The sequence below is a fragment of the Polaromonas sp. genome, assembly GCF_035638815.1.
GTDB lineage: Bacteria > Pseudomonadota > Gammaproteobacteria > Burkholderiales > Burkholderiaceae_C > Polaromonas.
Window position 1 is genome coordinate 34453 of the sequence record NZ_DASQZG010000009.1, and the last position, 12181, is coordinate 46633.

Genomic DNA, 12181 nt, shown 5'->3' on the forward strand with positions numbered 1-12181 from the left:
CAAATAAAGGGCGAATAGCGTCTTTTCCTTAAATTCAGGCCTCGATCAGCTCAAAACCGGTGGTGATGTCCGCAGTTTTGCCCAGCATGATGGTGGCCGAGCAATATTTGTCGTGGCTCATGGCGATGGCGCGCTCTACCGCACTAGCCGGAATACCGCGTCCGGTAACCACGAAATGCATGTGAATTTTGGTAAATACCTTCGGGTCCACTTCGGCACGCTCGGAGGTGAGCTTGACAACGCAGCCGCGCACATCGTGACGGCCACGTTTGAGGATCAGCACCACATCGTAGGCGGTGCAACCCCCGGTGCCGGCCAGCACAGTTTCCATGGGGCGCGGCGCCAAATTTGCCCCGCCGTTTTCTGGCTTGGCGGCATCGGGCGCCCCGTCCATCACCAATGTGTGGCCGCTGCCGGTAGTTGCCAAAAAACTCATGGCAGAGCCCGAAGTTGTACCCGCCCCCGTGCTGGCGCCTGCGCCGGTCCAGCTCACTGTGCATTCCATCACTCGCCATCCCTTTAAAAAAAGCCCAGAATGACTGGGCAGAAGCCTCTAAACGTTTATTTTTCGCAACAGATATTGTTGCAGCGCAACATCTGCCCGCTATACTGAAATCATCGCACGAACAGATTTTGTTTTTCGTGCACCGTTTGTCTCCTCCATCCCTCTAAGGGTGGATTTACAGGCCCAGTCCGCAAGGACTGGGCCTTTTTTCTTGGGCCTATGATTCGGCCCTGCGAGAAAAAATATGTTGCCTGCCAAAAAAACCACCGCCAAATCACCCCAAAAAACAGCTGCGGCGTCAACCCGGGATCTCAAACCGGCTGATTACCTGAAAAAAATTCTGACAGCGCGGGTTTACGACGTGGCGGTGGAGTCCCCCCTGGAGCCGGCCAAAAATCTCAGCCGGCGCGTCAACAACACGGTGCTGCTCAAGCGCGAAGACCAGCAAGCCGTATTCAGCTTCAAACTGCGCGGCGCCTACAACAAGATGGCGAATTTGAGCCCGGCCCAGCTCAAAAAAGGCGTGATTTGCGCCTCGGCCGGCAACCATGCCCAAGGCGTGGCGCTGGGTGCGCACAAGCTGGGCACGCGCGCCGTGATCGTGATGCCTGTCACAACGCCGCAGGTCAAGGTGGACGCGGTCAAGTCTTTCGGCGGCGAGGTGATCCTGCACGGCGACAGCTATTCAGACGCCTACACCTACGCGGTGACGCTGGAGAAAAAGAAGGGGCTGACTTTTGTGCACCCGTTTGATGATCCGGACGTGATTGCCGGACAGGGCACGATCGCCGTGGAAATCCTGCGGCAGATTCAGACCACAGGCAAAGGCTCGCTGGATGCGGTGTTTGTGGCAATAGGCGGCGGCGGGTTGATTTCTGGCGTGGCCAACTACATCAAGGCGGTTCGGCCTGAGGTCAAGGTCATAGGCGTGCAGATGAACGACTCCAACGCCATGGCGCTGTCTGTGGGCGCCGGCAAGCGGGTGACATTACCCAACGTGGGCCTGTTTGCCGACGGTACAGCCGTCAAGCTGGTAGGCGAAGAAACCTTCCGCATCAGCCGCGAGCTGGTGGACGAGTTCATCACCGTGGACACCGACGCTGTGTGCGCCGCCATCAAGGACGTGTTCATCGATACGCGCAGCATCGTCGAGCCATCAGGCGCGATGAGCGTGGCCGCCATCAAGCAATACGTGGCCACCCACAAAACCAAAGGCGAAACCTACGCCGCCATTTTGTGCGGCGCCAACATGAACTTTGACCGCCTGCGCTTCGTCGCTGAGCGCGCCGAAGTGGGCGAAGAGCGCGAGGCACTGTTTGCAGTGACAATTCCCGAAGAGCGCGGCAGCTTCAGGCGCTTTTGCGAGCTGATAGGCGAGCTCCCCGGCGGCCCACGCAGCGTGACTGAGTTCAACTACCGCATCAGCGACGCCAGCGAGGCGCACGTGTTTGTCGGCCTGACCACGCTAGGCAAAGGCGAAAGCACCAAAATTGCCAATAACTTCAGCAAGCACGGCTTCAAGGCGCTGGACCTGACCCACGATGATTTGGCCAAGGAACACATCCGCCACATGGTGGGCGGGCACAGCGCGCTCTCAAGCAACGAGCGATTGCTGCGTTTTGTGTTTCCCGAGCGGCCCGGGGCGTTGATGAAATTTTTGGGCGCCATGAAGCCGGGCTGGAACATTTCGCTGTTTCACTACCGCAACCAGGGCGCCGACTATGGCCGCATTCTTGTGGGCCTGCAGGTGCCCAAGGCGGACAACAAGGCCTTCAAGGATTTTCTGGATACCTTGGGCTACCCGCACGTGGAAGAAACCGACAACCCGGTTTACCGTCTGTTCCTGCAGGCCGCGCGTTGACCAGCGCTAGTGCCCCAATGACAGCGCTGTCCTTTCTGCCTCCCATTGAGTCCACCCACAACGCCACGCTGCAAGTGCGGCTACAGCACCGCATTGATACGAAAACCAAACCGCTGGGCGCGCTGGGCCAGCTAGAGACATTGGCACTGCAACTGGGCTTGATCCAACGCAGTGAAACTATTTCTTTTGACTCGCCGCAAATGGTGGTTTTTGCCGCCGACCATGGCATTGCCGCAGAAGGCGTGTCGGCTTTTCCGCAAGCCGTGACGGTGCAGATGGTGGGCAACATGCTGTCTGGCGGGGCGGCTATCAATGTGTTTGCGCGTCAGCACGGCTTTGCGCTGCATGTGGTGGACGCTGGCGTGGCCGCAGAATTCGAAGACCACCCGCAGCTGATCAAACACAAGATTGCGATGGGCACGCGCAACAGTTGCACAGGGCCTGCGATGTCGATGGCCCAGGCAGAGCAGGCGCTGCAAGCCGGCAAGACTGTCATGCGAGGACTACCTGGCAATGTGGTGGCATTTGGCGAGATGGGCATTGGCAACACATCCGCAGCCGCCCTGCTGCTGGCGCGGCTGACCGGCTTGCCTTTGAGCGATGTGGTCGGCCGCGGCACTGGGCTGGACGACACGCAACTGGCACACAAGCAGGCCATCCTCGCACGCGCTTTGACCCAACATGCCGATGTGAAGGACACCCTGCCCGTTCTCGCAGCACTCGGCGGTTTTGAAATTGCCATGATGAGCGGCGCCATGCTGCAGGCCGCCAGCGAGCGCCGCGTGGTGCTGGTTGATGGTTTTATCGCAGGTACGGCGGCTTTGGTGGCTTGCGCGCTGGCACCGCACGCCAGAGACTACCTGGTGTTTTGCCATCGCTCGGCCGAGACTGGACACCGCCTATTGCTGGCTCATTTGCAGGCCACACCACTGCTGGACTTGGAGATGCGTCTGGGCGAAGGCACGGGTGCGCTGCTGGCCTGGCCGTTGCTGCAGTCTGCAGCGCTTTTTCTTGCGGAAATGGCGAGTTTTGAGTCCGCTGGGGTTAGCGGGAAAAATTAGCGATGCAGTCCATTCGCCACTTTCTGCTGGCAGTACAGTTTTTTACCCGCATCCCCATCACCGGGCGTCTGGCCGATTGGGTAGGTTTTAGCCCCGAGATGCTCCGCGCCAGCGCTGCCCATTTCCCTGGCATTGGCTGGATTGTTGGCGCCGTGACCGCCGGAACCTACCTTCTGCTGCTGGCTCTGCTACCAGCCACCACGTTCACGCCGCTGGTTGCGGCGGTACTGTCGACAGTTACTGGCGTTTTATTGACCGGGGCCTTTCATGAGGACGGGCTTGCGGATGTCGCCGATGGTCTGGGTGGAAGCGCAGAACGTGATCGCGCGCTGGAAATCATGAAGGACTCGCGCGTGGGCGCCTTCGGCGCCATCGCGCTGGTCCTCGCGCTGGTGAGCAAGCTGGCACTCCTTGGCCTGCTTGGCTCGCTTGAAGGCGCCGTGCCCCAAGAAGAAGACGCCCCCGTGCTTTTCAACGGCTGGTTGGTCGCCACCGCGCTCTTTGCCGCGCATGTCGCTTCTCGCGCCCTGCCGCTGCTACTGATTTACTCCCTGCCACATGTGGGCGACAGCGCAAACTCCAAATCAAAGCCGCTGGCCGCCCAGATCAGTCCAAACAGCCTCTTCATTGCGGCTGTTTGGTGTCTTGGCGCTCTTGCCCTTTCATCATGGGCGCTACCTGCTATAACTTTGATAGTGGCTTTCAGCTTCTCGGTGATTGCCCTGCTCTGGATGGGCCGGCTTTTCACGCGGCGTCTGCAAGGTTTCACGGGTGATTGCCTGGGTGCCACGCAGCAGGTCTGCGAGATCGCCTTCTACCTTGGCCTGGCGCTCAGCTTTCCATGACCCTCTGGCTGGTCCGCCACGCACAAGTCCTGATGGAGCCGGGCACGTGTTATGGCGCCATGGATGTCGCGGCCGACCCGAACGCCACCCGGCAATGCGCCAAAGCACTTGCAACCGTGCTCCCTCCGAATGCCGCCGTCAGTGCCTCCCCGCTACAAAGATGTGCGCAGCTTGCGCAGGTGTTGATTGGGCTTCGGCCCGATTTGACCCTTCAAACGGATGCCCGTTTGAAGGAAATGAACTTCGGGGATTGGGAAGGCAAACTCTGGGACCACATTGCACGCACCGAATTCGACCAATGGATGGGCAACTTTGCTGACCACGCCGTTGGCGGCCATGGAGAAAGCACCAATGCCGTGATGGAACGTGTTGCCCAGGCTTTTGACGAACTTCCTTCCGGGCGCGATTCAGTCTGGATCACCCACGCCGGCATCATCCGTAGCGCGCAGTTGGTGGCACAAGGGATTCGCCAGGTCACGGATGCCGGCCAATGGCCTGTGGAGGGTACGGGGTGCGGACATTGGCGATGCTTGACTCTGTAGCGGTGAGTGCGCTTTTTATTGCGGGCTTGCAGTAGCGGTCGGGGATGGAGAACTCCCGTCGGTGGGTTGCTCGGCATGGATCCCGGGTCTAGCGCCCGGGATGACAGGCGAGAGCTGCTGGTTACACAGGGACCGGGGAGCAGGCCGGCGTTACAGTAGGCTTTTGAAGTGAGCAGGTAATCCATGGCAGCAAATCTTGACGGACAACTGGTGGTGGCGATTTCATCGCGCGCGCTGTTTGACTTTGAGGAAGAAAACCGGGTGTTTGAAGACGGCATTGTGCAGTCACCCGAACCCGGCCGCAAAAAAGACGCGGCCTACATGCAAATGCAGTTAGACCGGCTCGACGTGCCGGCCAAGCCGGGCGTGGCGTTTTCACTGGTCAAAAAACTGCTGGCCTTCAATGACGCCCCCGACAGCCTGGACGATGCCTCTCCTGCCGCCAAACTGGCACAACGCGTGGAAGTGGTCATCCTCTCGCGAAATGACCCGGTGTCTGGCATGCGCGTGTTTCGCTCAGCACAACACTACGGCCTGAACATCCAGCGCGGCACCTTCAACCGGGGCGAGGCGCCGTGGCGCTACCTCAAACCGCTGCATGCGAACCTGTTTTTGTCGGCCCACTTGAGCGATGTGCGCGATGCGTTGGCGGCTGGTGTGCCTGCTGCCCAGGTCTATCCGCAATCAGCCCACGCCAGCGATAAACATCCGCATGAAGTACGCATTGCCTTTGACGGTGACGCAGTCATTTTTTCAGACGAAGCCGAGCGTGTGTTCCAGTCGCATGGGCTGTCTGCCTTTCAGGCGCACGAGCGTGACAAGGCCGGTCAACCCTTGCTGGCTGGCCCTTTCAAACCGTTGCTGGAGGCATTGCATCGCCTGCAACAGGTCGGCACATCGCACATGCGCATACGCACCGCGCTGGTCACCGCGCGCAGCGCGCCGGCGCATGAGCGCGCGATCCGCACGCTGATGGACTGGAACATCGAGGTTGATGAAGCGATGTTTCTGGGCGGCCTCCCCAAGGGCGAATTCCTGCGCGAGTTCGAGCCCGATTTTTTCTTTGATGACCAGACCGGTCACGTGAATTCTGCCGCGCAACATGTGCCGTCCGGCCATGTGGTGAGCGGTGTGTCAAACCAGTTGTCCTGATACTACCCAGCGAGGCTCCACGCATGAACCTTCCCACCACCACGTCCGGAAAACTGAACAGCTTCCGGGACTTTTGCCGCAAGGCCTGGGCGCTGACCAAGCCCTACTTCCAGTCAGAAGAAAAATGGAAAGCGCGTGGCCTGCTGCTGGCCATTGTTGTGCTCAACCTGGCTGCGGTTTACATGCTGGTGTTGCTCAATGAGTGGAATCGCGTGTTTTACGACGCCTTGCAGGAGAAAAACCAGCCAGTGTTCTGGGAGCAGTTGGGACGTTTTACTTACCTTGCATTTGCCTTCATCATCATTGCGGTTTACCGCTTTTACTTGACGCAACTGCTGGAGATCCGCTGGCGCGCCTGGATGACGGCGCACTACCTGCAGCGCTGGCTCAGCAACCACGCGTTTTACAAACTGGAGTTGGCGCGGTATGCAACAGCCAGCGGGGAGCAAGCCACACCCGACAACCCGGACCAGCGTATTCAGGAAGACCTGAACCTCTTCACAACCTACACCGTGTCGCTGAGCATGGGCCTGCTCAATGCGGTGGTGACCCTGCTGAGCTTTGTCGGCATTCTGTGGGGCCTCTCGGGTCCGTTTGCTTTCACGGTTGGAGAGAGCAGTTTCAATATCCCCGGCTTCATGGTCTGGATGGCGGTGCTTTACTGCGCCGTGGGCAGCCTCATTACCCACTACATTGGCCGCCCCCAGATCAAGCTCAACTTTCTGCAACAACGTTATGAGGCCGACTTTCGCCACCATCTGGTGCGGGTGCGCGAATACAGTGAGTCAATTGCGCTGGACAAAGGCGAAGCAGTGGAGCGCGTGCAACTCGACACCCGGTTTTCCACCGTGCTGGGTAACTACCTGACACTCATCAAAAAGCAGAAAAACCTGATCTGGTTCACCAACTTTTTTGGGCAGGCCGCCGTGGTGTTTCCATTCATCGTGGCAGCGCCGCGTTTTTTCAGCGGCGCCATCCAGCTCGGGCAGCTGATGCAGATTGCGTCTGCCTTCGGCCGGGTGCAGGACTCGTTGAGCTGGTTTGTCGACAACTACAGCAGTTTGGCTGCCTGGCGTGCCACGACCGACCGTCTGACAAGTTTCGAAGAGAGTTTTCAGCAATTGGCCCAGGCGGGACGGGCGCAGTCTGCTATCTATTCAGTAGCATCCGGGACGAACAATACCTTGGACGCCGAAGACCTGACACTCAGCCTGCCGAATGGCTCGGTGCTGCTTTCGGGCCTGTCCCTGCATGCGGAAGCGGGCGACAGCGTGCTGCTCAAGGGTCCCTCGGGCAGCGGCAAGTCAACGCTGTTCAGGGCCTTCGCCGGCATCTGGCCGTTCAGTCGAGGTCGCACCAGTTTGCCGCCCGACGCCATGTTTATCCCGCAGCGACCCTACTTTCCCAACGGCACCCTGCGTGATGCGTTGGCTTACCCGCAGCCAGCTGGCAGCTACACCGACGAGGCCCTGCGTCAGGCGCTGGACGACGCCCTGTTGCCCCAGCTCAAGCAACGCCTCAACGACGAAGACGCGTGGGGCCAGAAGCTCTCGGGCGGTGAACAGCAGCGCCTGGCCATTGCCCGTGTGCTGCTGAAAAAACCGAAATGGTTGTTTGCCGATGAGGCCACCAGTGCATTGGATGAAGCCGCAGAAAAAACCTTGTACGAACGGCTGATTGCCCAAGTGCAACAAGCGGGAGGCGCTATCGTTTCAATAGCGCACCGTCCTGCCGTTGCAGACTATCACAGCAAGCGCTGGGAGCTGGAAAAGTTACCCGAGGGCTCGCCTGCGCTGTACCAGCTCAAGGAAAAGGTTGCGTGATCGCCGCGACGCCCACCGCGCCGTGCCGAGCACGGTGCGAGTTGGGCAGAGCGTCCCCTGACGCAGCAGACCGGGCGAACCGATTGGTATCGCCAGTACAAAACCCGCATCGCCAAAGTGGAGCGCAATTACGGCTTTGAAAGCCCAGCGCTGTAAGAAGCAAAGCCGCGCGCACGCAGCTCACAGGCCGGGCATGCACCGCAGCCATAACCCCAGGCGTGGCGGTGTTCTCGGTCACCCATATAACAAGTGTGGGTGTGTTCGATGATCAGCTCTACCAGTGCCTGCCCGCCCAGCGAATGCGCCATTGCCCAAGTGGCGGACTTGTCTATCCACATCAGCGGCGTGTCAATGAGGAAGCGTTTGTCCATGCCCAGGGACAAAGCCAGTTGCATGGCCTTGATCGTGTCGTCGCGGCAATCGGGGTAGCCTGAAAAATCCGTCTCGCACACGCCTGTTACCAGCACCTGCAAGTCACGCCTGTACGCCAGGGCCGCAGCCAGCGTCAGGAACAGCAAGTTGCGGCCCGGTACAAAGGTGTTGGGCAAACCAGAGGCTTCCATCTTGAAAGCTGTGTCGCGGGTCAGGGACGTCTCGCTGACCTGACCCAGGACGGCCAGATCCAGCATGTGGTCTTCTCCCATCTTTGAAGCCCAATGAGGAAAACGCGTTTTGATCTCGCGCAGGACCTCCAGCCGCGCCTGCAACTCGACGCTGTGGCGCTGGCCGTAGTCAAAGGCCACGGTTTCCACACGCTCATATTTTGAGAGCGCCTGCGCCAGGCAGGTGGTCGAGTCCTGCCCGCCTGAGAAGAGTACGAGTGCGGTGGTGTGCATGCTGCAAAAACAAATGAAAACGGGGCCTATTGTGCCCCGTGTGAATCACTTTGCCGTGCCCTGCCTCTGTGCGAATGGCGCACAGCCCGCATAACCGTTAACGTGAATTTAGCCGCCAGACTGGCTGGCGGCCGGCGTGCTGGTGCGCTCAGGCGACGAAGTCTCGGAAATATCCTGCAAAACTGCACCAACAGATTTCCCGTCGGCCTTGGCTGCAATGTCTCCCAAGGACAAGATGCCAACTAGATGTTTCTCGCGGTCAACCACTGGCAGGCGCCTGACCTGGGCATCGCCCATTTTTTCCATCACTTCGCTCACGGGCTGGTCCTCAAAACACCAGAGGACTTCTTCGGTCATGATGACTGACAGCGGCGTGTCTTCAACGCCGAGACCTTTTGCAACTCCGCGCAGCGTAATGTCCCGGTCCGTCACCATTCCCACCAGTTTTTTGCCGTTGCAAACAGGAATTACGCCGACATTAAGCTCTTCCATGAGCTGCGCTGCACGGCGCAGGGAGTCTGTTGGGGCAAGGACGCGCACATCGCGCGTCATGATGCTGGATACGGTAGGCATAAAAGCTCCTGATGGGAAAAGAAGTGTTGATGTTTCACCAGGCAAGCTGGCACTTTTAACACCTTAGCCCCGCACCCCGCACACAACTGTCAGACAAGCGCCAAGCCTGACGTAGGCGCTGCCGTGGCTTTCAATCGCCGAGAAATTTGAAGCGCAGGCCAGGCCGCTGACCGTCGATCAACTCCGCAAGGGCCTTGCCCGAGCCAGCGCCGTGTGTCCATCCTAAAGTCCCGTGCCCCGCGTTAACCCAGAGTTTTTCAACACCGGTTTTGCCAATGAAGGGGATGTTGGTCGGCGTTGCGGGTCTGAGGCCTGCCCAGTAGTCGGGCTGCCCGCCCTCGGCCACGCTACGGGTATCGCAAACGCCCGGCAGCACCTGCTCAATCCGGTCGGCAAGCATCTGGCAGCGGGCTTTGGCCAGTGGGGTGTCCAGCGTCAGGTCGTAACCCGCCACCTCAATCGTTCCCGCTACCCGCAGGCTGTCGCCCAGACGGCTGATCGCGCACTTGACCTCGTCATCAATCGTGCTGACATAGGGTGCGAGATCGGGTCGGAGTATTTTGAATGTTGCGCTGTAGCCCTTGCCGGGATAGATGGGCAATTCGACCCCAACCTCTTGCAGCAAAGGCGCCGTGTAGGAACCACAGGCGGCCACAAAGGCGTCGGCCTTCCACGAAGATTCAAGGCCGGTGCTGCGCTGCGCGACCTTGACCGCAGTGATAGCCCCTCCTGTTTTTTCAAGCCGCAGGATGTCGTGTCCGTACAAAAACTGCACGCCCATTGCTTCGCATTGGCGCGCCAGCTCCTGAGTGAACATGCGCGCATCGCCACTTTCATCGCTGGGGGTGTAGGTGGCACCGACAATCCGGCGGGCAAACGCGCGGTAGGCAGGCTCCAGCTTGAACAACTCCTCCCGGCTGATCACCTGGCGCTTGACGCCAAAGCCCTGCATCAGCACCGCCGCGTCGGCAGCCAGATCAAACGATCTTTGATCCGTGTAGTAGTGGGCAATGCCGCGTTCCAGCCGGTTGTAGTCAATGTTGGTCACGCCAACGATGTCTTTCAGCGCTTCGTGGCTGTAGGCTCCCAGGGCCACCAGTTGCTCGACGTTGCGCTTGAAGGCAGCGTCATTGCACTGGCTTAAAAACTGCAAGCCCCAACGCCATTGACGCCAATCCAGCTTGGGACGAAACAACAGGGGTGCGTCCTTGCGAAACATCCATTTCACAAGCTTGGCCGGCGCCTCCGGGCTGGCCCACGGCTCACAGTAGCTCACCGATATTTGTCCGGCATTGGCAAAACTGGTCTCCAGCGCGGCGCCGGGCTGGCGCTCAATCACCGTCACCTCATGCCCGCGCCTGGCCAGGTGCCAGGCCGTGCTGATTCCAATGATGCCGGCGCCGAGGACGATGATTTTCATGATCGACAGTTTGAATGAACTTGCAATAAATGAACAGCATGGATAAACTCTTTGGCAATTCATTAGGAGACCTAATGTTAAACCCGCTCCTGAGCCCATGACTATCTACGACCCCCTTGCGCTGGAATGCCTGGCCGCCATCATTGAAGAAGGTGGTTTTGAGCGTGCTGCGCAGCGCCTGAACGTCACGCAGTCGGCCATCTCGCAGCGCCTGCGGGTTCTGGAGGGCCAGGTTGGCGCCATCCTGATCGTCCGAAGCCGGCCGCTACAGGCAACATCGGCGGGCCGCTTGCTGCTCAAACACGCAAAGCAGCTCCGCCTGATCCGCACCGACCTGGAGCGCGACCTTAAGGAACTGGCCCCGGGCGCATCCGGCGGCATCCGTGAAGACGGCCGTATTTCGATTGCCATCAACGCCGACAGCATTGCCAGCTGGGCGCTCGACGCGCTGACCGATTTGGTCACCCAGGGCCTTCCCATCGAAATCATTGCCGATGACCAGGACTTCACCCACGACTGGCTCCGTGAGGGCCAGGTGCTGGGCTGCGTCACCACACTCAAGCAACCCCTGCGTGGCTGCAAAGTGACTGGCCTTGGCGCCATGAATTACGTAGCCGTCGCAACGCCGGCTTATGCGCAGACTCATCTGGCAGGCGGTCTGGATGCGTCCAACTTTCGCAACATCACCTACATTGCCTTTAATCGCAAAGACGACATGCAGCGTGACTTTGTAGCCAAAGCCCTTGGCCTCAAGCACATCAGTCTTTGCCAATTGTTTGTGCCCAGTTCCGAGGGCCAAGTCAGGGCGGCGCTGGGTGGCTGGGGTGTGAGTGTGGTGCCGGAGCTGCTGGTGCGCGGACTGGTTGAAACCGGGGCACTGGTCAATGTAGCGCCCGGCCATGTGATGGCCACCCAACTCTACTGGCATTGCTGGAATCTCGAATCCGACGTGCTGGACGCCATCACCGTTGCGCTGAGTACCAGGGCAGAAAAGCTCCTGGCCTGACGGAGGGCGCCTTTTGAGTCCAACTTGCGCGGGGTGCGAGAATCCCACACATCATCCCCTTCATCTCATCCAGTCACGCCATGAAAATCGAAAAAGACACCGCCGTTACCTTGCGCTTTAAAGTCACCGATCTGCTGGGCAAAGTTGTTGAGGAAAGCAACGAACCCATGGTCTATCTGCACGGCGGTTATGGCAACACCCTGCCCAAAATCGAGGAAGCTCTCGACGGAAAGACAAAAGGCTACCAAACCACTCTGGAACTGCAGGCACAAGACGCCTTTGGCGTGCGCGACGAAAACCTTGTGCGAACCATCCCCAAAAGCCAGTTTCCACCAGGCGTCAAAGTAGGCGGTCAGCTCGAAGGTCGCGGTGAAGACGGACACACAGTCGCCTTCACGGTCATCAAGATCAAGGGCGACACCGTCATTCTGGACGGCAACCACCCCCTGGCTGGCAAGGCCTTGCGTTTCAAGCTCACCGTGACGGATGTACGCGCAGCCTCAGAAGAAGAAATTGCCCACCGCCACGTGCACGGTGAGCACGGCCACCACCACTGA

Annotated in this window: 12 protein-coding genes; 8 read left to right on the forward strand and 4 right to left on the reverse strand. The window is 59.4% G+C overall.

The window, feature by feature from the left end; genetic code table 11:
• Positions 1-34: 34 nt before the first annotated feature.
• Entirely contained in the window at positions 35-505 is a 471-nt protein-coding gene (locus tag VE934_RS04050; RefSeq protein WP_324884588.1) for an OsmC family protein, read from the reverse strand.
• A 244-nt stretch (positions 506-749) separates the two neighbouring features.
• Here VE934_RS04050 and ilvA point away from each other — a divergent pair, with 244 nt between their 5' ends.
• The 6 genes from ilvA to VE934_RS04080 all read left to right on the forward strand — a co-directional run bounded on the left by ilvA (position 750) and on the right by VE934_RS04080 (position 7789).
• Positions 750-2366 (forward strand): threonine ammonia-lyase, biosynthetic, encoded by a 1617-nt coding sequence (gene ilvA / locus VE934_RS04055; protein ID WP_324884590.1) that lies wholly within the window; start codon positions 750-752, stop codon positions 2364-2366.
• A 17-nt stretch (positions 2367-2383) separates the two neighbouring features.
• Positions 2384-3427 (forward strand): nicotinate-nucleotide--dimethylbenzimidazole phosphoribosyltransferase, encoded by a 1044-nt coding sequence (gene cobT, locus VE934_RS04060; protein ID WP_324884592.1) that lies wholly within the window; start codon positions 2384-2386, stop codon positions 3425-3427.
• 2 nt (positions 3428-3429) lie between these two features.
• On the forward strand, positions 3430-4272 hold the full coding sequence (locus VE934_RS04065; protein WP_324884593.1) for an adenosylcobinamide-GDP ribazoletransferase: 843 nt from the start codon (positions 3430-3432) through the stop codon (positions 4270-4272).
• Entirely contained in the window at positions 4269-4814 is a 546-nt protein-coding gene (locus VE934_RS04070; RefSeq protein ID WP_324884595.1) for a histidine phosphatase family protein, read from the forward strand. The genes VE934_RS04065 and VE934_RS04070 overlap by 4 nt, the downstream gene beginning before the upstream one ends.
• 183 nt (positions 4815-4997) lie before the next feature.
• Positions 4998-5966, forward strand: coding sequence for a 5'-nucleotidase (locus tag VE934_RS04075; RefSeq protein ID WP_324884597.1), 969 nt, complete (start codon positions 4998-5000; stop codon positions 5964-5966).
• A 23-nt stretch (positions 5967-5989) separates the two neighbouring features.
• Positions 5990-7789 (forward strand): ABC transporter ATP-binding protein/permease, encoded by a 1800-nt coding sequence (locus tag VE934_RS04080; RefSeq protein WP_324884599.1) that lies wholly within the window; start codon positions 5990-5992, stop codon positions 7787-7789.
• A 128-nt stretch (positions 7790-7917) separates the two neighbouring features.
• On the opposite strand, the gene queC is transcribed toward VE934_RS04080, so the two are convergent.
• The 3 genes from queC to VE934_RS04095 all read right to left on the reverse strand — a co-directional run bounded on the left by queC (position 7918) and on the right by VE934_RS04095 (position 10618).
• Complete coding sequence (gene queC, locus VE934_RS04085) at positions 7918-8625, reverse strand: 7-cyano-7-deazaguanine synthase QueC (RefSeq protein ID WP_324884601.1); 708 nt, start codon at positions 8623-8625, stop codon at positions 7918-7920.
• Between the two features lie 108 nt (positions 8626-8733).
• Positions 8734-9198: a CBS domain-containing protein gene (locus VE934_RS04090; RefSeq protein ID WP_324884603.1), complete on the reverse strand. Its 465-nt coding sequence runs from the start codon at positions 9196-9198 to the stop codon at positions 8734-8736.
• 130 nt (positions 9199-9328) lie between these two features.
• Positions 9329-10618 (reverse strand): D-amino acid dehydrogenase, encoded by a 1290-nt coding sequence (locus VE934_RS04095; protein ID WP_324884605.1) that lies wholly within the window; start codon positions 10616-10618, stop codon positions 9329-9331.
• Positions 10619-10715: 97 nt separating this feature from the next.
• Between VE934_RS04095 and VE934_RS04100 the strand changes: the two genes are divergently transcribed.
• Both VE934_RS04100 and VE934_RS04105 read left to right on the forward strand, forming a co-directional pair.
• Entirely contained in the window at positions 10716-11624 is a 909-nt protein-coding gene (locus VE934_RS04100; RefSeq protein WP_324884606.1) for a LysR family transcriptional regulator ArgP, read from the forward strand.
• Between the two features lie 80 nt (positions 11625-11704).
• Positions 11705-12181, forward strand: a complete 477-nt coding sequence (locus VE934_RS04105; RefSeq protein WP_324884608.1) for a peptidylprolyl isomerase — start codon at positions 11705-11707, stop codon at positions 12179-12181.

Bases quoted from the DNA above. Each gene is read 5' to 3' on its own strand.
- ilvA (WP_324884590.1), top strand. From the start codon at position 750: ATGTTGCCTGCCAAAAAAACCACCGCCAAATCACCCCAAAAAACAGCT.
- cobT (WP_324884592.1), top strand. From the start codon at position 2,384: ATGACAGCGCTGTCCTTTCTGCCTCCCATTGAGTCCACCCACAACGCC.
- VE934_RS04070 (WP_324884595.1), top strand. From the start codon at position 4,269: ATGACCCTCTGGCTGGTCCGCCACGCACAAGTCCTGATGGAGCCGGGC.
- VE934_RS04100 (WP_324884606.1), top strand. From the start codon at position 10,716: ATGACTATCTACGACCCCCTTGCGCTGGAATGCCTGGCCGCCATCATT.
- VE934_RS04080 (WP_324884599.1), top strand. From the start codon at position 5,990: ATGAACCTTCCCACCACCACGTCCGGAAAACTGAACAGCTTCCGGGAC.
- VE934_RS04090 (WP_324884603.1), bottom strand. From the start codon at position 9,198: ATGCCTACCGTATCCAGCATCATGACGCGCGATGTGCGCGTCCTTGCC.
- VE934_RS04075 (WP_324884597.1), top strand. From the start codon at position 4,998: ATGGCAGCAAATCTTGACGGACAACTGGTGGTGGCGATTTCATCGCGC.
- VE934_RS04095 (WP_324884605.1), bottom strand. From the start codon at position 10,618: ATGAAAATCATCGTCCTCGGCGCCGGCATCATTGGAATCAGCACGGCC.
- VE934_RS04065 (WP_324884593.1), top strand. From the start codon at position 3,430: ATGCAGTCCATTCGCCACTTTCTGCTGGCAGTACAGTTTTTTACCCGC.
- VE934_RS04105 (WP_324884608.1), top strand. From the start codon at position 11,705: ATGAAAATCGAAAAAGACACCGCCGTTACCTTGCGCTTTAAAGTCACC.
- queC (WP_324884601.1), bottom strand. From the start codon at position 8,625: ATGCACACCACCGCACTCGTACTCTTCTCAGGCGGGCAGGACTCGACC.
- VE934_RS04050 (WP_324884588.1), bottom strand. From the start codon at position 505: ATGGAATGCACAGTGAGCTGGACCGGCGCAGGCGCCAGCACGGGGGCG.